A 19,800-nucleotide genomic window follows, 5' to 3' on the forward strand; every position below is an offset into this window, starting at 1 on the left:
GCACCGATGAACATCGACGCAATGAAACCAGGTACTTGGAATATCAGTGAGGGTTTAGCGCGCAGATTTGGCAAAATGCCGGAACCGTAAGCCAGCAACTGACTACGCCGAGGTAGACTGTAACGAAAATGCTTGAGAGAAACGGCGGAATCGGTCGCGACTAGGTCGGGATGATCGGGCGCTAACACCCGAATATCGAAGTGGTGTTCGGCGAGCGCTTCGGCCAAGTAGCGCAGAAAAACCGACGCGCTATCGTTTTGGTAGCGCGGATAGCTTGAAGTTAGCCAAAGGACACTCGGTTTTCGAGTCTCGACTTCGGCGGCCATGGAATTCGTCAGACTATCAACGCACCAAACTTAACAGTACCCCCGCTGCAACCGCCGAGCCGATCACACCCGCCACGTTCGGCCCCATCGCGTGCATCAGCAGGAAATTGTGGGGATTACTCTCCAGGCCAATCTTGTTGGCGACCCTGGCGGCCATCGGAACCGCCGAGACGCCGGCGGCGCCAATCAACGGATTAATCGGCGTGCTGCTAAAACGGTTCATAATCTTGGCCATGATAACGCCGCTAGCTGTACCGATCGCGAACGCAATAGCCCCCAAACCAAGAATTCCCAAGGTCTGGACTTTTAAAAAGGCTTCCGCGCTTAATTTGGATCCCACCGACAAACCTAAGAAAATCGTGACGATGTTAATCAATTCGTTCTGCGCGGTTTTACTCAAGCGGTCAACGACACCGCTGGCGTTCATTAAATTACCCAGACAAAACATCCCGACCAACGGTGCGGCCGACGGCAACAGGAATGCGGTTAACACCAGCAACATCAAAGGGAACACAATTTTTTCGGTCTTACCGACGTTACGCAATTGCTGCATCTCGATCCGGCGTTCGGCTTCACTGGTCAGCGCGCGCATGATGGGCGGTTGAATCAGCGGCACCAAGGCCATGTAGGAATAAGCGGCCACCGCAATGGCACCGAGTAATTCCGGCGCCAGTTTGGACGCTACGTAAATCGCGGTTGGCCCGTCGGCGCCGCCGATGATTGCGATCGCGGCGGCTTCTCGCAAGCTGAATTCCATGCCTGGCACCGCATTTAGCGCCAACGCGCCGAACAAAGTGGCGAAAATACCGAATTGGGCGGCGGCCCCCAGAAACAAGGTTTTGGGATTCGCCAGCATTGGACCGAAATCGGTCATCGCACCGACACCCATAAAGATCAATAGCGGAAACACGCCGGCTTTAATGCCGTAATACATGTAGTACAAGATACCGCCCTCGTCTATCATGCCGGCGGCCGGAATGTTGCTGAGTACCGCGCCGAAACCGATCGGCAGCAGCAGCAGGGGTTCGAAACCTTTTTTGATGGCCAAATACAGCAATAGAAACCCGACCGCCATCATCGCGACCTGCGATCCGGTCGCGTTGTAGATGCCGGTGTTTTCCCACAATAGTCTGATATTTTCCATGGAGCTCTTCGTTGGTTCGATAGTTGGCGCGACGTATGATTACAGCGTGACTAGAATGTCTCCGACCGCCACCGAGTCGCCCTGCCTGACGTTGACGGCACTGACAATGCCGGCCACCTTGGCGCGAATTTCGGTTTCCATTTTCATCGCCTCCATGATCAACACCACGTCGCCTTCCGACAAATGCGAACCGACGTTGACATTAACGCGCAATACCACGCCGGCCAACGGCGATTCGACCACGCCCTTGCCGCTGACAATGGGCGCGGTAGCGGCCAGCATAGGCCCGGTTTCGTCGAGGACCGGTTTGCTGGCGGTCGGTTGCACGATGATCTCGGCCGCGCCATTGCCTGGCGCGACGACAACGTGAAAGTTCTTGCCGTCGACGTTAACGGTGTAGCTTTCAGCCGGACCGCCCAGGCTAACAGGCGCGGTCAGGGCGGCAACGGCGGGCTCGGCGCCCGGCACGGGTTCGAAAGCCGCGGGGTTGCCGCGGTTTTGGATAAACTTCCAGCCAATCTGGGCGAACAAACCGTCGATCAACGCGTCTTCCTCGACATTCTCGGCCAATTTGACGTTGTCGGCCTCCGCCTTGGCCTTAACTTCGGCGATCAGCTTGTCCATTTCCGGTTCCAGTAAATCGGCCGGCCGGCACGTGATCGGCTCCCCGCCGTTCAATACCCTGGCTTGCAATGCTTTATCGACAGGCGCCGGCGTTGCGCCGTACTCGCCTTTCAATACCCCGGCGGTTTCCTTGCTGATAGTTTTGTAACGTTCGCCCGACAGCACGTTCAATACAGCTTGTGTACCGACAATTTGCGAGGTTGGCGTCACCAAGGGGATGTAACCGAGATCCTTGCGAACCTTGGGAATCTCGAGCAGTACCTCGTCGAACCGATCGGCGGCCCCCTGCTCCTTCAATTGGCTTTCCATATTGGTCAGCATGCCGCCGGGCACTTGCGAGATCAGGATGCGCCCATCCACGCCTTTCAAGCTGCCTTCGAATTGCGCGTATTTTTTACGGACTTCCCTGAAATAATCGGCGATACGTTCCAGCTTGACCAAATCCAGACCGGTATCGCGCTTTTGACCGGCCATCATCGCCACGACGGTTTCGGTGGGGCTGTGGCCGTAAGTCATGCTCAGCGAAGAGATGGCGGTATCAACGTTATCGACGCCGGCCTCGATCGCCTTGATATAGGTGCCGACACTCAGACCGGTGGTGGCATGGCATTGCATATGAATAGGAATGGCCACGGCCCGTTTCAGTTTACTGACCAATTCGTAGGCATCATAGGGAGTTAGTAGCCCAGCCATATCCTTGATGCAGATCGAATGGGCACCCATGTCCTCGATCTGTTTGCCGAGTTCGACCCACTTTTTAATGGTGTGCACCGGGCTGGTGGTGTACGAAATCGTGCCCTGGGCGTGAGCATCGGTATTCAGGACGGCCTTAACGGCGCGCTCGATGTTGCGCATATCGTTCATCGCGTCGAATATCCGGAACACGTCGATACCGTTAACGACGCAACGCTCGACGAATTTGTCGACCACGTCGTCGGCGTAATGCCGATAACCCAAAATGTTCTGGCCGCGAAACAGCATTTGTTGCGGAGTGTTGGGCATGGCTTTTTTCAACAAGCGCAAGCGTTCCCAAGGATCTTCGCCCAAATAGCGCACGCATGCGTCGAAAGTGGCACCGCCCCAGGACTCGAGCGACCAGTAACCGATTTGATCCAGTTGCTCGCAGATCGGCAGCATATCCTCGATACGCAACCGGGTTGCCAGAATCGACTGATGGGCGTCTCGCAACACCACCTCGGTGATTCCCAGGGGCTTGATAACCTTTTCCACTCTCTATCTCCTAATGACTTTTTTGGGTCTTATATCGATGCCTTTTGGGCAAGGGTTACGCTTTTCGATGTTTCTTGCGGTATTGATGTACCGCCGCCGTAATCGCGGCAACCACGGCTTTGTCGCCGCTTTGAGCGACCGGAGCATCCGGATATTGAGCCGGCAGCTCCGGAAAATAGCGCTGGATAAACGCGGACATCAGGTTGATCGCCACGATCAACATGGCCAAAAACGCGTAAACCATGCCCATGCCAATCAACATGACTTCAATTCCCGAGGTCAGCATTTCGTTCATGTTTGGTGTCCAAATGATTAATATGTCACGGCATTATCGCCAAAACCACTCGATTAAACAATCTCGAGCGGGCTCTGGGGTAGGACGGGCACTGGAACGAACGCTAGAGCGCGCGCGGCTTCGCGCTCGTAAGGAGTTGAAAACAGACCGGAAAACCTATCGTTTGGCGGGCGTTCCGACTATGCGGCGGCCGAGCGTTGTTGGGGCGGTAATCGCGCGAATTTACCCGACGCGGACGTTGTTCTCGGGTATGCAAGCACCAGGGAAGCGCTTGCTCGACCGGGCAATCAGGCCAGACTTTCCAAATAGGCCAACACTTCAGGAATATGGACTTTGACCTGCACCTTGCGCCATTCCTTCAGCAATATCCCGTTTTCGTCCACAACGAAGGTACTACGCTCAATGCCTAACACCTGCTTGCCATACATGTTCTTGGTCTTAATCACATCGAACAACTTGCAAAGCGCCTCGTCCTGGTCGGCCAGCAGATCGAACGGGAATTGTTGCTTGGCTTTAAAGCCTTCGTGGACCTTAACGCTGTCGCGGGAAATACCGAAGATCACCGCATTCAGCTGAACGAAGCGATCGAAATGGTCGCGAAACGCGATGCCTTCTTGCGTGCAGCCCGGCGTATTATCCTTGGGGTAAAAATACAAAATCAGCTTCCTACCCCGGTAGTCGCCGAGACGGACAGTTTTATCGCCGGTGGCGGCAATTTCAAATTCAGGAACAGGGGCGCCAATAGAGAGAGTCATAACATTACCGTTTGATAGGTTCCAAAATCGCGTCGATATTCAAGGTGTCGCAAAAATCCAAAAACTCTTCCCTTAACGACAGAATCCGCACATCCGGCGGAACCAGCAGCACGAAACGGCTGGACAGTACCGGATTGTTGAAAAACGGCGCTTGATGGCGGCTGGCGCTCACTTCTTCGATCGTGATTCCCCGCTCCATCAAAAAAGCGCTGACCGCGAACAACACATCGTCCTTATCGACCGAAATGGTTTCCAGCGTATAAGGCACGCCTTCGATCTCCGATTTGCCGTCCTCGGGCCTGAGATAGCTGATTTGCAGATTAAAACGCAGCTTGACCGCATCCAACATGCCTTCCAACTTGGCGATATGGTTCCAGTTGCCGGAAATCAACAAATACGCGGAACTCAATTGGGTCAGATTCGCGGTACGCAACTCGATCACCGTGCACTGGCAGGCGCTCAACGCCGATAAAATTTCCACGATGAAACCGCTAGCTTTATGGCCTAGCGCCGAGATTGCAAGCTGCATGGTTATTGATCCTTAAATACGGGTCTTTACAGTGTAGCACCAAGCCCCGCCCGGACAAAAGCCGCGGGCGCCCGCGCATCGGATCAAGTACTGTCGCTGATCCGGGTAATGACGGCGTGATCGTCGAAATGCACGGTCAACTTATTCCCCGCACGTACTTTGCCTAGCAGCTCGACATCGACGTTGAAAGCCGCCGACAACTGCAAGTCCGTCACCGGCGGCGGACGATGCGGCGGACGATGGGCGCGTAGCCAGGCCAGATAGACGGTCCAGGCCAACCACAACACCGCAATGATCAGAATGATCTCGACATAAAGCTGCATCAGCTCTAACAGGGTTTTGTAGCCGCCGAACCAGCGGATTTCGTCGGCCAGGCTTTTCAAACCCATCAGCCAGGCGCCGAGCGTAAACAGCGGGGTCAGGAAATATAGCCACAACAGCCAGCTCGCCAACGCCAGCAGTGCCGAGCCGAGCTTTTGCCGAAAGCTTTGCAGATGCGGCTGATTGATGATGATGTCCTTCATTTGCTCCGCAAGCCCCTATCCAAGGTCACCCACACCGCGCGCTGACCGCGCTTTTTACGCAACGCGTTGATACAGCCGTTGATCGTCGTACCGACGTTGATCAACCAATACACGATCGGATACCAAATCATCCAGTAGTAATGTTGCGCCGATTGGCCATTTTGGCGCTCATAGCGTGAATCGATCGCCAAACTGACTCCGAACTGGATCAAACAGGTCACGCACAACAACATGCTGGTCCAATGCGGCGACAGATCTTCCAGGGCTTCTGCCGGTTCATGGGCGGTAACCCATTGCCAAGGCACCCAGGCCAACATCGCCACGACCAAAAACGCCCAGCTCAGACTGATGCAGCATTCCAAATACAGAGGCCACATGCCGCGGCTGCGCCAATTGAACAGCGCCCGAAAATAACGCAACATCACCTCGACACCGCCTTGCGCCCAGCGGCTGCGCTGCTTCCACAGCCCTTTCAAGGTTTCCGGCATCAACACCCAACACAAGGCATTCGGCTCGAAGCGTATCGTCCAACCGGCCAGTTGCAGCTTCCAACTGATGTCGATGTCCTCGGTCACCATGTCCGGACTCCAGTAGCCGACATCATGCAATGCCGATTTGCGAAAGCCGGCGATCACGCCGGAAATCGTAAAGATGTGACCATAAGAGCGTTGCGCGCGCTTGATCATGCCGACGATCGCCGAAAACTCGCCAACTTGAATCTTGCCGAGCAGCGTCGAACGGTTACGAATACGCGGGTTGCCGGTCACCGCGCCGACGTTCGGGTCTTCCAGAAAATGCCTGACTATCCAGGCGGTTGCGTTGGGCGCCAACAGCGCGTCACCGTCGATGCCGATCAGAATCTCGCTATTGGCCAACAACGCGGCGGTGCGTAAACCCACCGCCTTGCCTTGGTTGCTGGCCAGATTCACGACGCGTAGTTTCGGATGTTGATCGGCCAGCTCGTGCAAAATCTCCAGGGTATTGTCCTTGCTGCCGTCGTTGATCGCGATAATTTCGAAGTTCGGGTATTTCTGATGCAACAGATACTCGATGGTCTCGCGTACGTTTTCGCCCTCGTTATAACAAGGGATCAGAATCGAAACCGACGGATACTCCGCCAAGTCCGGCACGTCGGACCACACACTGCCGCGCTTGCGCTCCCAGCGCCAGTAATACAGGATGCCGCCCAGCATCCAAACGTAGGCCATCAACAATGGATAGTAAAACACGAAGCGCGACAGCCATTCGTCGATATGCTGCCAAGGCAGGTCTTGCAAGCGTTCCTGCAATAGCAATTTCCAGTCGATTAGCTGCTCGAACCAGGGGTGAGCCATGATGTCATCCATAACGGTTTATTCCTTCCTGGCGACCGGAAAATACTTCTTCAATTCGTCCAATTTGGGTTGATCGTGATACAGGTTATCCGGGTAATAACCGATGTGCTTGGCACCGTTCTTTTTCAGAATCTGGAATTGTTCGCCGAATACCGCCATCGGAATGTCCTGCTGTTTCTTCCAATCCACCGTTTGTAGTTCGAACACCATTTTGTCCAAACCGCCCGGCACTTGCGCGGCTTTCTGGACCAACTCGGTCAACCATTGCTTGGGATTCTCGGCTTCCTCCATGAACGGCATCGCCTCGATCGCCACGTAGTCGTAATGCTTCATAAAGGCCGGAAACGATTGCGCGTACCACTCCTCGCTATACGGCTTCAACAAAGGCAGCGAATAAAAGTTGCGCGCGGTCGCGATATAAGGGCGATAAAACCGAACTCTGTCGGTCAAATAATCGGTGAACTGAGCAATCAGCTCGGTCTTGTGTTGCGCCCAGCGCAGACGCAATTCGCTGGAGGCGTGGATTTTGTCGAACTCGGCCGGCAGCCCCCAAACGTCGCGGGCGAACTCCAGCGCCGGCGGCGATACATCCTCGAAATCGGACAAAATGCCGTCGTCATGAAACAAAATACCATTGAAATCGCAATGCTTGGCCAAGTCTTCGTAGATTTCGCCGACGAATTGACGAGCTTCCGGGTTGAACGGCGACAAGCGGGTATACACGTGCCGAGACAATTGCGGCTCGCCGTCCCGCCATTCCTTGACATACCACTTCAAGGGCACGTCGGCCTTGTAAGCCATGATCGGCATCCAGGCGTAGACCTTGACGCCGGCGCGCTTACGTAGTTGAAACGCCACGTAATTGAACATATCCCGGCGTACCGGCAAGTGCCGATTCGGGAAATACAATTTGTCGGCGTTGCCGTCGCCGTCCGGATCGGAATACGCTTGTAGGTAGACGGTATTGGCGCCGCTTTGCGCGATCCGTTCGACCAATGCGCTGAGGTTTTTAGCAGTCTGCTCCTCGTCGTCGTCGTAGATATAATCCATGTCCACATGCGCGACCCGCAACTCTCGACCGACGCGTTTTTTGGTGACGATTTCGGCGAATTGCTGCACGTTGGGATCATCGGCCAGCATCATCCGCTTCATCGCGTGGACGTTGGCCAGCGTGTTCATCCCATCGTCCAAGCCCATCGTCAACGCCATACCGGCCATTTTGGCGGCCTCCAACGCGACGGTGTTGTATTCACCGTAAGGCCAGACCATCACGCGGGGCCGTTGCCCCAACACTTGCAGCAGTCGCTCCGAGCTTTTATTGAGCTCCTGGAACAAACGTTTACGGTAATCCTCGTCTTTTTCGTACTCTTCGTATTCGCTACTGTAGAGCCTGGAAGTGACCGCGCTTTGCTCGCTGCCTTGCGGATTGGCGACGATACCGTGATGCAAATCGTAGCTGTGCGAGGCCACCTCGACCAGCCCGCTGGCCATCACTTCGCGAACTTGGGCCGCAGTCATCAGCGGGATGTTGTTATGCGAGGTTTTTTGATCCAGCCAGGAGCCGACCACGGCCAGCGTGGCCGGATATTTGTACTTTTTCAGCAAGGGCAAGGCCCGGGTGTAAAAACTCAGATAGCCGTCGTCGAAAGTCAGAATCACCGCCTTGCTGGGCAGCGCCTTTTCGCCGTGCTGGGCCTCCAACAAATCTTGGATGCTGATCACGTGGTAGTTGTTTTTTTTCAGCCAGGCGAAGTGATCTTCCAGATGGTACTTGTTGACCGCAATCCGGTCGAACGGCGGCACCCTCTCCTCCTCTTCCAGAATGTCGTGGTAATTCAAAATCAGAAAGCCGGCGTTGTCGACATCGTTAGCCCGGCCGACCACGGAATACAGGCAAAGCGCTAAAAAAATCACGCGAGCAAAAGAACTCATATCCATTTGATAACAAGAGGGAAATGTCAGAATAGCAGAGATTGCCGGCCACGGGATCGCGCCGGATTTGGACAGCGGATTTTACCTGAAACGCGATTTTTAGCCTGGTTTTATTTGAGCGCCGCCGTATCTTGACGGAGTCCATGGGTCGAAGCGCGGTGTTTAAATCGAATCACCCCAAACGTAGCATCCAGGCGGCAATTGTGGTTATCATCCCGAATTGTTGGCGCCAGCAGCGGGGATCGCCTCCGCTCGCCGCAACTCATTGAACGGAGAACTCATGACCACACAAACCGCGGCAGGTGACCGCAATCACTGGCCGGCCGACATTAGCGCCGGCTTTCAAGTGTTTTTGATCGCGCTTCCGCTCTGCCTGGGTATCGCGCTGGCATCCGGCTTTCCACCGTTGTCTGGAATCATCTCGGCGATCGTCGGCGGCTTGCTGGTGTCGCGGATCGGCGGTGCGCCGTTGACGATTACCGGGCCGGCGGCGGGGCTGATCGTCGTGATTTTAGATGCCGCCATCACGCTCGGCGACGGCGATCCGGCGGCCGGTTACCGTTACACCCTCGCGGCGATTGTTTGCGCGGGTGTGTTGCAAATTGCGCTGGGTTATTTGAAGGCCGGCCGCTACGCGGCGATCTTTCCCGCTTCGGTAATCCACGGCATGTTGGCGGCCATCGGTATCATCATTATCGCCAAGCAATTGCCGGTCATGGCCGGCGTGCAGAACCGGACGACCGATATATTGACGGGAATCGGCGAGCTCCCCCACCAACTGATTTATTTTGTTCCGCAAATTGGCCTGATCGCGCTGGCCGGCATCGCTATTTTGGTCGGATGGCCGCACCTGAAACAAGGTTGGTTGCGTAAGTTGCCGGCGCCTATCGTCGTGATAGCCTCGGGGATTGTGCTTGGGCGATTATTTGGTCTGGCGCACCCGGCGCCGCTCGACTTCCGCATGCCCGAGGGTGTCGATGTCGTCAGCCATTTTCTGGTGGATATTCCGGCCGATTTTAGTCAGGCCTTTAATTGGCCGGACTTCGGCAAAATCGCCAGCCTGGCGTTTTGGCAAAGCGTGATTTCGATTTGTCTGGTTGGCAGCCTGGAAAGCCTGCTGAGCGCCGCCGCCGTCGACAAGTTAGACCCGTTGCGCCGTTATTCGGACTTGAATCGGGAATTGCGGGCGATCGGTATCGCCAATACCTTGTCCGGCCTGTTGGGCGGGCTGCCGATGATCGCCGAAATCGTGCGCAGCTCGGCCAATATCGAGGCCGGGGCGCAAACCAGTTGGGCCAACTTTTGCCACGGCGCCTGCCTTTTGGTGTTCGTCGCGCTATTTCCGAGCCTGATCGCGACCATACCGCTGGCGTCGTTGGCGGCCTTACTGGTCTTCACCGGCTTTCGCTTAGCGTCGCCGCAAGCATTCGCGAAAAGCATGGACTTGGGCAAGGAACAGCTGTTGTTATTCCTGCTGACGATCGTCGTGATTCTGGCCAGTAATTTGTTGACCGGCGTGTTGGCCGGTATCGCCGCGAAGCTGGCCTTGCATGTCGGTCGCGGAGTCTCGCTACACCGCTTGCTGTCGATGTCTTACCATGTTGACACCTCGGCGGAAGGCGCCTGGACCGTCAAAGTCAGCGGCGCGGCCTTGTTCTCGAATTTTCTGGCCTTGAAAAGCTGGCTGACCGACATTCAAGATGGCCGAACGCTGATCTTCGACCTTTCCGAAGCCGACTTAATCGACCATACCGTCATGGAATTCATCACGCAGTACCGGGAGGATTACATCGCGCAAGGCGGACGGTGCGAAATCCTCGGCCTGTCCGCCACCGCGCCGTTGGGGCGCGCTAAACTAGCGGCCCGCGTCCGGAAGCCTTAAAGGAGCGTTCGTGATGATATTGTTTATCCGCAACGTGCCGGCCAACACGCATTTATCGGAACTGGAAGCCTACGTGGCGCCGGCCTTGAAGCGGCGTTTTTTGTTTGCGAGCGCGCGCATTCTGAAAGCGGAGATCCTGGTCATTCTGGATAAAACCACCCACACGCTGGAATACCACGGCTTGGTTCATATCGATTCCGACAAGGTGGGCTTGAGAGCCATCAAATCGCTGAAAGGCCAACGCTTTAAAAACAAATTGGTGCTGGTGCGGGAATACCACAATCGCGATTGGCACAACGATCGCCGCCAGAGTTACCAAGCCTCGTCGGCGATGGCTGAAAAGCGACTGGCCGACCGGCGGCGCGGAGCCAATCTGGAATTCGTCAAGGACATTTCGGCCATTTTCTCGGCGCCCAAGACCGCCGCCCGCAAACTCATCTGATTTATCGACATCCGCTTGTTACATTGCCGTGACCGTGTGTTATATTGCGGCTTAATGAGAACAGTTATTAATAAGCTTATAGCATGTCGACATATCTGAAAGCGCTGGCGGCCGGCGATACGGGCCGCATTGTCGGATTCGACCAAGCAGGCGGCGTCTACCGCAAAAAGCTATTGGCGATGGGTTTGACGCCCGGCACCGAGTTTACGATCACCCGCTTCGCACCGATGGGCGACCCGGTCGAGATTAAGATTCGCGGCTTCTCGCTGTCGCTCCGTAAAAACGAAGCCTCGGTGTTGTTGATCGAGAAATTATGAGCGCGGATTTCATCGTCGGCGTCGTCGGCAATCCCAATTGCGGCAAAACCACGCTGTTCAACGTCCTGACCGGCTCTCGCCAACAAGTCGGCAATTGGCCCGGCGTGACGGTCGAGAAAAAGACCGGCGAATACCGGCATCAAGGCAAGCGCATCGAACTCGTCGATTTACCGGGCACCTACTCGCTGGAATCCGACGACGACAGTATTTCCCTCGACGAAAAAGTCGCCCGCGACTATGTGGCGTCGCGTCAGGCACGCTTGGTCATCAACATCATCGATGCCGCCAATATCGAGCGCAACCTCTATCTGACCTCGCAACTGCTGGAAATGCGGGTACCGATGATTGTGGTTTTGAACATGATGGACGCGGTCAAGAAGCGCGGCATCAAAATCGATATAGAGATGCTGAGCCAACGTCTGGGCTGTCCGGTGGTACCGGTCACGGCCGCATCCGGCGGCGGCATCAAGGAATTGCGCGATATCATCGGCGCGGCCTGTCTCGACGCGCCAACCCCGAGCCTACAAGTCCAATACCAAGCCGAGCTGGAAAGCGCGGTCGCCGAATTGCAAGGACAACTACCAGCCCACCCGGAATGCGACAGCCGCTGGTTGGCATTACGGTTGTTGGAAAACGACACGCTGGCAAAGCGCTGGGCCGGTCCCGAGATTTTGCCCTTGGTCAGTCGTCTGCGCGAACGGATAGAAGCCGAGGCCGGCGACGATATCGACATCCTGGCCGCCGACGCCCGTTACGGTCTGGTCAACCAACTGGTACAGGCCGCCGTCTGCAAACTCAATGAAGTCTCGCGCAGTACCACCGACAAAATCGACAGTGTGGTGCTGAACCGTTTTCTCGGCATCCCGGTGTTTTTGCTGGTGATGTATGCAATGTTTATGTTCACGATCAACATCGGCAGCGCCTTCGTCGATTTTTTCGACAAGGCGGTCGGCGCGCTGCTGGTGGACGGCCTGAGCGAACAGCTCGGCAAATGGCAATGGCCGGCCTGGCTGGTGGTTTTGATCTGTAACGGCATTGGTGGCGGCATCCAGGTGGTTTCGACCTTCATTCCCATCGTCGGCTTTCTGTTCATTTTTCTGTCGGCGCTGGAAGATTCCGGTTATATGTCGCGCGCCGCCTTCGTGATGGACCGTTTCATGTGCATCCTCGGCCTGCCCGGCAAATCCTTCGTGCCGATGATCGTCGGCTTCGGTTGCAACGTCCCCGCCATCATCGCCACCCGGACGCTGGACAACCAGCGCGACCGGATTTTGACCAATCTGATGAACCCGTTCATGTCTTGCGGCGCGAGGCTGCCGGTATATGCGCTGTTCGCGGCCGCGTTTTTTCCGGTCGGCGGCCAAAATCTGGTTTTCGGGCTGTATTTGTTCGGCATCGCCATCGCGGTCGCCACCGGCCTGATCATGCGCCATACCTTGCTGCGCGGCGCCCCCACTCCGTTTCTGATGGAGCTGCCGGCCTATCACTTGCCAACCCTGCAAGGCATTTACACCAAAACCTGGGAACGCCTGAAAACCTTTATCGTCAATGCCGGCAAAATCATCGTGCCGATGGTACTGGTGCTGAATGTATTGAACTCGCTCGGCAGCGACGGCAGTTTCGGCCGGGAAAATAGCGATCAATCGATATTAAGCGGTATCGGCAAATCGCTGACACCGCTGTTCGCCCCGCTCGGTATTGCCGAAGACAACTGGCCGGCGACGGTCGGCATTTTCACCGGAGTACTGGCCAAGGAAGCCGTGGTTGGCACCTTGGACGCGCTGTACAGCCAAATGGCGGCCGGTACTGGCGGCAGTGAGGAGACCGAATTCGACCTCGGCGCCGCGTTACGCGAAGCGCTGCAAACCGTTCCCGACAATTTGGCCGCCATCGCCGACCGTTTGTTGGACCCGCTCGGCCTTGGCATCGCCACCAGCGCCGATCAAGCCGAAGCCGCCGAAAAACAACAGGTAAAACTGGACACCTTCGCGGTCATGCAAAGTCATTTCGACGGCAAGGTCGGCGCCTTTGCCTACTTGGTATTCATCCTGCTATACGCGCCCTGCGTCGCCGCGACGGCGGCAATCTACAAGGAAACCAGCGGCGGCTGGGCTCTGTTTACCGTCTGCTGGACCACCTTTGTCGCCTATCTGTCCGCGACATTGTTTTACCAAATCATGACCTACGACCAGCATCCGCACGCGACGCTGAGCTGGTTGACCGGGATGACACTGGTCTTTCTGAGCATATTGGCCGGCTTACGTTATTACGGCAATCACCAAACCGAGGGAGTCGCGCCATGATTCTGTCCGAATTGCGCGGTTATTTGCAGCAACGCCGACGCGCCACGCTCAATGACATGGTTCTACATTTTCAGATGGATGCCGACGCCTTGCGCGGCATGCTTGGGAAATGGATAGGCAAGGGAAAAGTCAGACTCAGCGGGACCGGTTCGGCCTGTTCCAGCAGTTGCTGTAAATGCGATCCGCTGCTGACCGAAATTTACGAATGGGTAGACTAAGCGAGGCCCATCGCGGAACTCGGCCCGCTTAGCCGAGCTCTCCTTCTCGCCTCCAACCGCCTGCCGCATCCGCTCCGTCGCCGCGAGTAGCCGCCCAACTACCAAATCGAGGGGGAGTGGAATCTTTCCCGACAAGCGAAGTTCTCGGACTCATTGGGTGGATACCACCTCGCGCAAGCCGGGGTCACCACAAATTGAGATACAATAGCGGGATGCGCCGAGGTGTCTTGTCACTGATTCAGTACAACCTTCAACGAAAGTTATCGATATTTCCGACCTAACGATCCTGAAACCTAACATGACCCGCGGACTGACTCGTACCTCGGCATAAATCCTTAGAGCCGGCGAGTGGCGGCTTCCGCCCGTAAAGATTTTCGCCCATCCATGGGACGACAATCAGGACTCCACCGTCACGGTGATGGCCTTCGGCGGCCCCGATGCGTCCGCGTCACCTCGTTTCGACCCCACCAGGGGTCGAAACATCGGCTCTCGCATGACTTGACGGCGTGTCGCCAAGCCTTGCAGGTTTTCTGCGAAAACCCGCCCGGCGCTACGCCTATCGGGGACTAAAAATTCATCACTCCGCGTTCGCTCCGTTTCCATGAATTTCAGCGGAAGGCGGGCCGATTCGCGACGAATACCTGATCGTGCAAGACAGCCAACTGGCCGGCGTCGGAGCGCATTCCCACAATAAAGACAACGCCACCGGCGGCTTAGAAGAAGCGGCCAGATTTAAAAAATAAACAGCCGCTGTCTCGTTCAACGGAGCGCGTAGCGGGGATAGCGCGCTCCCCTTATTTCCGCGGGTAAAGTCCGCCATCCATTTCTTACACTGGTGAACCCGGTCATACGCATAAAACTCATCGCGCGAACCAGACTATCCAAGGCCTAACTCGCCCGGCGCCGTTGTTTCGGGGTTTGCTTTGCGATATGCTGCAAACCCGTGCGTTTTAAGGGTTGCATGGCGTCTATGCTGGCGGGGATTTCGAAGCCGATCAGTGCCCTGGGTCATTCGCGAACACGGCGATTGCTTCGTAATCGCCGTGACGAGGCAAACGCGACAACCCTTAAAAAAACGGTACTCACCCCATTGAAAAGGACAACCCTATGACTCAATCCACAGCCGAGCTCGAGGAGCTGCTGATGCAGCGCTCGCTCTCCGATCCGCAACTGTTGGCGGCGGCCGAGGCCGCTCCGGATTTCCGTATCTTGCCCGACGCCACCGTCATCAAAATCGGCGGCCAAAGCGTGATCGATCGTGGCCGGGCCGCCGTTTATCCATTGGTGGACGAAATCGTCGCCGCCCGCAAACACCACAAGATGCTGATCGGCACCGGCGCGGGTACCCGCGCCCGCCATCTGTATTCGATCGCGGCCGGCGTCGGCTTGCCGGCCGGGGTACTTTCGCAACTCGGCGCTTCGGTCGCCGACCAGAATGCGGTGATGCTGGGCCAGCTGCTGGCGAAATACGGTATTTCGGCGGTCGATGGCGCGGGCCTGCCGGCGGTGCCGCTTTACTTGGCCGAGGTCAATGCGGTCGTCTTCAGCGGCATGCCGCCCTACACTCTGTGGATGCGCCCGGCCCCGGAAGGCGTGATTCCGCCCTACCGTACCGACGCCGGCTGCTTCCTGCTCGCCGAACAATTCGGTTGTAAAGCCATGATTTACGTCAAGGACGAAGACGGTCTCTACAGCGCGAATCCGAAGACCACCAAGAACGCGACGTTCATCCCGAAGATTACGGTGGACGAGATGAAGGCCAAGGGTTTGCATGACTCCATCCTGGAATTCCCGGTACTCGACCTGCTCAAAACCGCGAGGCACGTCCGCGAGATACAGGTGGTCAACGGACTGGTCCCCGGTAATTTAACCCGCGCGCTCGCCGGCGAGCACGTCGGCACCCTCATTTCCGCGAGCTGAGAACACACGCCATGGCTGACAATACCAACACGATCAAACACGTCGCTTCGCCGCTGGCCCGCCAGACTTTATTGGACGGCGATCTTACCCGCCCGGTCGCCGGCAGGCGCCCTATCCGCTTGCTGCCCTGGCTGCAGGTGGTCAAGATCGGCGGCCGCTCCATCATGGATCGCGGCGCCGACGCCATCCTGCCCATCGTCGACGAATTGCGCAAAATCCTGCCCGAGCACCGCCTGCTGATCCTGACCGGCGCCGGAATCCGCGCCCGCCATCTGTACGGCGTCGGCCTGGATCTCGGTCTGCCAGTGGGTTCGCTGGCGCCGCTCGCCGCCAGCGAAGCAGGCCAGAACGGCCACATCCTGGCATCCTTGCTAGCACCGGAAGGCGTGTCTTACGTCGAACATCCGACCATCGCCAGCCAGTTGGCCATCCACCTCGCCGCCGCCCGCGCGGTGGTCGGCAGCGCCTTTCCGCCCTACCACCACCACGAGTTTCCAACCTCGCGGTTGCCGTATCATAGGGCCGATACCGGCGCCTTTTTATTGGCCGACGCGCTCGGCGCGGCTGGCCTGACCATCGTCGAGGACGTGGATGGCGTCTACAGCGCCGATCCCAAGGCCGACGACGGCGCGCAAGCGCGGTGGATTCGCGAAACCAGCGCCGCCGAACTGGCCAAGCAGGCAGGTCCTCTACCGTTCGATCCCGCCCTGCTCGAAGTGATGGCGACCGCGCGTCACCTGGCACACATTCAGATCGTGAATGGCTTGGTACCTGGCCGGCTGACCGCCGCGTTACGCGGCGAACACGTCGGCACCATCATTCATAGCGGCGCGAAAGCCGGTTAAGCTTATTGCGCGGCATCCTCCAAGCTAACGCTTAGCCGGGCCTTCTGGCCCGGCTAAGCCGCACGCGCAATCCGGACCGCCAGTTCCAATCGAACGCATTTCGCCGCGCTCAAGGATGAGCGATCACCAACAAGGTATCGGCTCTGGCAAACGCGCAACTCAGGCATTGTTCCATCGTCTGCGGATCGAGCGCGGCGAAACTCTCGTCCAATACTGTCAGCGCCGTGTTCCGCAGCAACGCCCGCGCCAGGAAAATCCGGCTGCGTTCGCCGTGAGATAATTGCCAACCGGTATCACCTACCCGTTGGTGAATGCCGGACGGCATGCGCTGCAGCAACGGCTCCAGACCCAACGCGATACACAATTCCTCGGCCTCCAGAAGATCCGGCTTGTCGGCCGGCCACGCTCGCCCCATCAACAGGTTGAACGCCAAGGTGCCGGTCAGAATGTGGTTCTCGTGAAATTGCGGCGCCTCCCCGGCCAGCCGGTGCCAGTGATCGCCCAAGGTATATCGGTCCAGACCGTTCAATAGCAACAAGCCGGAATCCGGTTGGCGCAATCCAACCAGCAACGACGCCAAAGTCGATTTTCCGCCGCCGGATGCGCCTTCGAGCAAGCAGCGTTCGCCGCGCCGAATGGTCAGATTGACGCCGCGCAAGACCGGCTCGCCACCCGGCTGATACCGATAGCTCAAATCGCTGGCATCGACCAGTTTGTCGGAGCCGGCGGCGCCGACTTCGCCGCGCAAATCGCCGGCAGACAAAAACGGCTGGCCGGGCGGCACGCGATAAGCCGCATGGAACAGCGCCGCCACCTGTTGCCAGGCGATGTAGGCCCTGGCCAGCACCGCCAGACCGGTGGCAACGTTCGACAAAGCCCGGCCGGCCAATAAAATCCCGCCCAAACTGATCGCCAAACCGGTCGATGCGGTATCGCCGCTGACGAAAGCCGGCGTCATTCCCAGTAAGGCCAACACCAGCCAACCCCGCGCCAATGCGCCGATCAACGGCGTCAGCGCGGCGTCGGTTTGGCTGGCACTGAGCAGATAGTCGTTGAGCAGGCTGTCATCGTCGGCACCGCGCCGCGCCGGCGACTCCTGAGCCAGACAGGTGCGGTGGCCGACCATGCGCTCGACCAATTGCTCGGTCATGCTCATCCGCTGCGAGGTGGTGTGTTTCAGCCGCCGCAGATATGCACCGGTCAGCCACAAGGCCAAGGCCGTCCAGCCGGCCAGCATCAGCAAGTGATTCAAACCTCCGACGCCGGCACTCAAAATCCAAGCGGCGAACAGCCACTCGACCAAACCGATCAACGTCGAGAAACCGCCGTTCAGGGACAGCGACTCCAGCGCCTGCGATTCCATGACCCGTCCCAATAATTGGCCGCTGCCCTGCTGTTTAACTGCTTCCAGATCCAAGCGCAACGCCCCGGCCAGCAAGCGTTTCTTCAGCACGGTTCCGACATCCAATGCGAAACCGGCGTCGAGCCAGCCGCTGATCCAATGCAGCGGAATCAGCGAAAACACCGCCAAACCCCAAGCCGATAGCCAACCGAAATCCAGCCGGCCGTTCAACGCCGCTTCGCCGATCAGGCGCCAACCGGCAATTTCCAACGCGTAGACCAGGACCAGCACGGTCAACAGGCTGAACACCCGCCTCGGCAAACCCGCTTCCGCCGCCTGGCTACGCGAATCGGCCGTCGCCGGCTGCCGCAACAACCAGCAGTTTTCAATCTTTTGAGTTGCCAAGCGTTGATCCAATAGCAGCGCCGTCACCGCCGGGCGCCGCCGATTCGGCACCTTGGCCAGCGCCAGCAAACCTTCTATTTCCGGTTTCAACGGCGTTTCGAAATCCGCGCACAGCGCATTGCGCAAACCGGCAACCGGACACATCGACCGCTGTAAATCCGGCCCCAGCACTTGCAGACGACCGAAGCGCGAATTCAATAAAAACAGGAAGCGAGCTTCGCCGCCAGTATCGATTTGTAAGATCGCCGGCCCGATGTCGCGCAACCAGTCAGCGACCTGGGGGACGAAAGTTTCGATGGGTTCGGCTTCCAAACCCAAGCGTTCGCCGGCCCAAGCAATCCAAGCGCCGAGCTCGGCCCGGTCGTCGGGAGGCGCAGCGGCCGCGACCGGATTCCGGGGACCGGCGGCCAGTAATTTGGCGACGCGCGCCAGTTCTTCGATACCCTCGCCTAAACGCGCGGCCGGCCAACTCAGCGCCAAAATGGCCGGGTTCACGCGCTGCTCCCGGCCCGATCGCACGCCAAGCGGCCATCGGCCAGCGCCAAACGCCGCCACTGCTTGCCTTGCCAAAGCCGTTCGTGCAAACGGCGTTCGCTGTCCAACATCTGGCGATATCGGCTATCCCGACCGGCTAAAACCCGCGGCGCGGCATCCTCGACGATGGCACCGTTTTCGACGACCAACACCCGCTCGAAACTCAAGGTTTCCTCGATATCGTGCGTCACGCATAACAGCGTCGCGCCTCGCCACCATTGCCTGGCTTCCATCAGCAACTGTCGGCGCTGAACGCGATCCATGCCGCGAAACGGCTCGTCCAGCAAGGCCAGCCGCACCTGAGTTTGCATCAACGCCCTGGCCAGCCGAACGCGCTGACCTTCGCCGCCGGACAGCAAGGCGCCGCTTTCGCCCAAGTAAGTCTGCAAACCGGCCGGCAAATTCTGCAATACCGCGCGCAAGGTCGCGGCGTCGATGGCCTCGCCAATCCGGGCGAAACCGCCATCCGGGGCGCCGAAAGTCAGGTTTTCCAAAAACGAACGGTTCCAAAGTTGCACGGCCGGGTCCAGCCAGGCGGTTTGCCGGCGCAACGCGGCAAGATAGTTGCCGCTCAACGGCTGGCCGTCAACCGACAAGCTGCCGCTCGCCAAACGGTGCCAGCCCAACAATAAACCGACCAAACTGGACTTGCCGGCGCCGGATGGACCGACGATCGCGACATGCTCGCCTGGAGCGATGTTTAATTCGACGTTCAGCAAAATATCGTGGCCGGCGGCGACTACGTGGCCTTCGCTGATACGGATGGCAACCGGCGGCGTAAAGCCGCCAAGCCGATGCGTCCTCTTGATATCGCGGCTTCGCCGGCTCATTCCGGGCAGTTTGGCCCCGAGTCTGACGAAGGACGGCCGGGACGCGCCCGCCACCCCCCGCGCCGCGCC

Annotated in this window: 17 protein-coding genes and 1 pseudogene; 7 read left to right on the forward strand and 11 right to left on the reverse strand. The window is 57.8% G+C overall.

Annotation, left to right across the window (positions count from 1 at the left end; translation table 11 throughout):
- From AC3B8H_RS08215 to pgaB, 9 genes and pseudogenes are all read right to left on the reverse strand, one after another.
- A pseudogene (locus AC3B8H_RS08215) lies at positions 1 to 326 on the reverse strand (glycosyltransferase); the annotation flags it as partial.
- Positions 327 to 342: 16 nt separating this feature from the next.
- A complete protein-coding gene (locus AC3B8H_RS08220; protein WP_313730224.1) occupies positions 343 to 1,470 on the reverse strand; it encodes a sodium ion-translocating decarboxylase subunit beta in 1,128 nt (375 codons plus the stop codon).
- 39 nt (positions 1,471 to 1,509) lie between these two features.
- Positions 1,510 to 3,324, reverse strand: coding sequence for a sodium-extruding oxaloacetate decarboxylase subunit alpha (oadA, locus tag AC3B8H_RS08225; protein ID WP_488441114.1), 1,815 nt, complete (start codon positions 3,322 to 3,324; stop codon positions 1,510 to 1,512).
- 55 nt (positions 3,325 to 3,379) lie between these two features.
- Complete coding sequence (locus tag AC3B8H_RS08230) at positions 3,380 to 3,619, reverse strand: OadG family protein (RefSeq protein ID WP_488441115.1); 240 nt, start codon at positions 3,617 to 3,619, stop codon at positions 3,380 to 3,382.
- Positions 3,620 to 3,906: 287 nt separating this feature from the next.
- Complete coding sequence (locus tag AC3B8H_RS08235; protein WP_488441116.1) at positions 3,907 to 4,374, reverse strand: peroxiredoxin; 468 nt, start codon at positions 4,372 to 4,374, stop codon at positions 3,907 to 3,909.
- Between the two features lie 4 nt (positions 4,375 to 4,378).
- The gene (locus AC3B8H_RS08240) at positions 4,379 to 4,903 is read right to left on the reverse strand and encodes a glycine cleavage system transcriptional repressor (protein ID WP_488441117.1); all 525 of its coding nucleotides are present in this window, start codon (positions 4,901 to 4,903) and stop codon (positions 4,379 to 4,381) included.
- A gap of 83 nt (positions 4,904 to 4,986) precedes the next feature.
- A complete protein-coding gene (gene pgaD / locus AC3B8H_RS08245) occupies positions 4,987 to 5,427 on the reverse strand; it encodes a poly-beta-1,6-N-acetyl-D-glucosamine biosynthesis protein PgaD (RefSeq protein WP_488441118.1) in 441 nt (146 codons plus the stop codon).
- Positions 5,424 to 6,761 carry a poly-beta-1,6-N-acetyl-D-glucosamine synthase gene (gene pgaC / locus AC3B8H_RS08250; protein WP_488441119.1) on the reverse strand — a complete coding sequence of 446 codons (1,338 nt, stop codon included), beginning with the start codon at positions 6,759 to 6,761 and terminating at the stop codon, positions 5,424 to 5,426. Before pgaC ends, pgaD begins: the two co-directional genes overlap by 4 nt.
- 18 nt (positions 6,762 to 6,779) lie before the next feature.
- Positions 6,780 to 8,693: a poly-beta-1,6-N-acetyl-D-glucosamine N-deacetylase PgaB gene (pgaB, locus tag AC3B8H_RS08255; protein ID WP_488441120.1), complete on the reverse strand. Its 1,914-nt coding sequence runs from the start codon at positions 8,691 to 8,693 to the stop codon at positions 6,780 to 6,782.
- Positions 8,694 to 8,973: 280 nt separating this feature from the next.
- On the opposite strand from pgaB, the gene AC3B8H_RS08260 reads away from it, so the two are divergent.
- From AC3B8H_RS08260 to AC3B8H_RS08290, 7 genes are all read left to right on the forward strand, one after another.
- Positions 8,974 to 10,575, forward strand: a complete 1,602-nt coding sequence (locus AC3B8H_RS08260) for a SulP family inorganic anion transporter (RefSeq protein WP_488441121.1) — start codon at positions 8,974 to 8,976, stop codon at positions 10,573 to 10,575.
- Positions 10,576 to 10,585: 10 nt separating this feature from the next.
- The gene (locus AC3B8H_RS08265; RefSeq protein ID WP_488441122.1) at positions 10,586 to 11,017 is read left to right on the forward strand and encodes a hypothetical protein; all 432 of its coding nucleotides are present in this window, start codon (positions 10,586 to 10,588) and stop codon (positions 11,015 to 11,017) included.
- An 83-nt stretch (positions 11,018 to 11,100) separates the two neighbouring features.
- Positions 11,101 to 11,334 (forward strand): FeoA family protein, encoded by a 234-nt coding sequence (locus tag AC3B8H_RS08270; protein WP_488441123.1) that lies wholly within the window; start codon positions 11,101 to 11,103, stop codon positions 11,332 to 11,334.
- Positions 11,331 to 13,637: a Fe(2+) transporter permease subunit FeoB gene (gene feoB / locus AC3B8H_RS08275; RefSeq protein ID WP_488441124.1), complete on the forward strand. Its 2,307-nt coding sequence runs from the start codon at positions 11,331 to 11,333 to the stop codon at positions 13,635 to 13,637. The genes AC3B8H_RS08270 and feoB overlap by 4 nt, the downstream gene beginning before the upstream one ends.
- A complete protein-coding gene (locus AC3B8H_RS08280) occupies positions 13,634 to 13,855 on the forward strand; it encodes a FeoC-like transcriptional regulator (RefSeq protein ID WP_488441125.1) in 222 nt (73 codons plus the stop codon). Before feoB ends, AC3B8H_RS08280 begins: the two co-directional genes overlap by 4 nt.
- A gap of 1,107 nt (positions 13,856 to 14,962) precedes the next feature.
- Positions 14,963 to 15,775, forward strand: coding sequence for an amino acid kinase family protein (locus AC3B8H_RS08285; protein WP_488441126.1), 813 nt, complete (start codon positions 14,963 to 14,965; stop codon positions 15,773 to 15,775).
- A gap of 11 nt (positions 15,776 to 15,786) precedes the next feature.
- Positions 15,787 to 16,620 (forward strand): amino acid kinase family protein, encoded by an 834-nt coding sequence (locus AC3B8H_RS08290; RefSeq protein ID WP_488441127.1) that lies wholly within the window; start codon positions 15,787 to 15,789, stop codon positions 16,618 to 16,620.
- A 109-nt stretch (positions 16,621 to 16,729) separates the two neighbouring features.
- On the opposite strand, the gene AC3B8H_RS08295 is transcribed toward AC3B8H_RS08290, so the two are convergent.
- Positions 16,730 to 18,862 carry an ATP-binding cassette domain-containing protein gene (locus AC3B8H_RS08295; protein WP_488441128.1) on the reverse strand — a complete coding sequence of 711 codons (2,133 nt, stop codon included), beginning with the start codon at positions 18,860 to 18,862 and terminating at the stop codon, positions 16,730 to 16,732.
- Positions 18,859 to 19,800: ATP-binding cassette domain-containing protein (locus tag AC3B8H_RS08300; RefSeq protein ID WP_488441129.1), on the reverse strand; the 942-nt coding region annotated here is incomplete at its 5' end. The genes AC3B8H_RS08295 and AC3B8H_RS08300, both read right to left, overlap by 4 nt.

Source organism: Methylomonas sp. BG-2, assembly GCF_057766305.1.

Bases quoted from the DNA above. Each gene is read 5' to 3' on its own strand.
- AC3B8H_RS08290 (WP_488441127.1), top strand. From the start codon at position 15,787: ATGGCTGACAATACCAACACGATCAAACACGTCGCTTCGCCGCTGGCC.
- pgaD (WP_488441118.1), bottom strand. From the start codon at position 5,427: ATGAAGGACATCATCATCAATCAGCCGCATCTGCAAAGCTTTCGGCAA.
- AC3B8H_RS08230 (WP_488441115.1), bottom strand. From the start codon at position 3,619: ATGAACGAAATGCTGACCTCGGGAATTGAAGTCATGTTGATTGGCATG.
- pgaC (WP_488441119.1), bottom strand. From the start codon at position 6,761: ATGGCTCACCCCTGGTTCGAGCAGCTAATCGACTGGAAATTGCTATTG.
- feoB (WP_488441124.1), top strand. From the start codon at position 11,331: ATGAGCGCGGATTTCATCGTCGGCGTCGTCGGCAATCCCAATTGCGGC.
- AC3B8H_RS08235 (WP_488441116.1), bottom strand. From the start codon at position 4,374: ATGACTCTCTCTATTGGCGCCCCTGTTCCTGAATTTGAAATTGCCGCC.
- AC3B8H_RS08270 (WP_488441123.1), top strand. From the start codon at position 11,101: ATGTCGACATATCTGAAAGCGCTGGCGGCCGGCGATACGGGCCGCATT.
- AC3B8H_RS08260 (WP_488441121.1), top strand. From the start codon at position 8,974: ATGACCACACAAACCGCGGCAGGTGACCGCAATCACTGGCCGGCCGAC.
- AC3B8H_RS08220 (WP_313730224.1), bottom strand. From the start codon at position 1,470: ATGGAAAATATCAGACTATTGTGGGAAAACACCGGCATCTACAACGCG.
- AC3B8H_RS08280 (WP_488441125.1), top strand. From the start codon at position 13,634: ATGATTCTGTCCGAATTGCGCGGTTATTTGCAGCAACGCCGACGCGCC.
- AC3B8H_RS08240 (WP_488441117.1), bottom strand. From the start codon at position 4,903: ATGCAGCTTGCAATCTCGGCGCTAGGCCATAAAGCTAGCGGTTTCATC.
- pgaB (WP_488441120.1), bottom strand. From the start codon at position 8,693: ATGAGTTCTTTTGCTCGCGTGATTTTTTTAGCGCTTTGCCTGTATTCC.
- AC3B8H_RS08285 (WP_488441126.1), top strand. From the start codon at position 14,963: ATGACTCAATCCACAGCCGAGCTCGAGGAGCTGCTGATGCAGCGCTCG.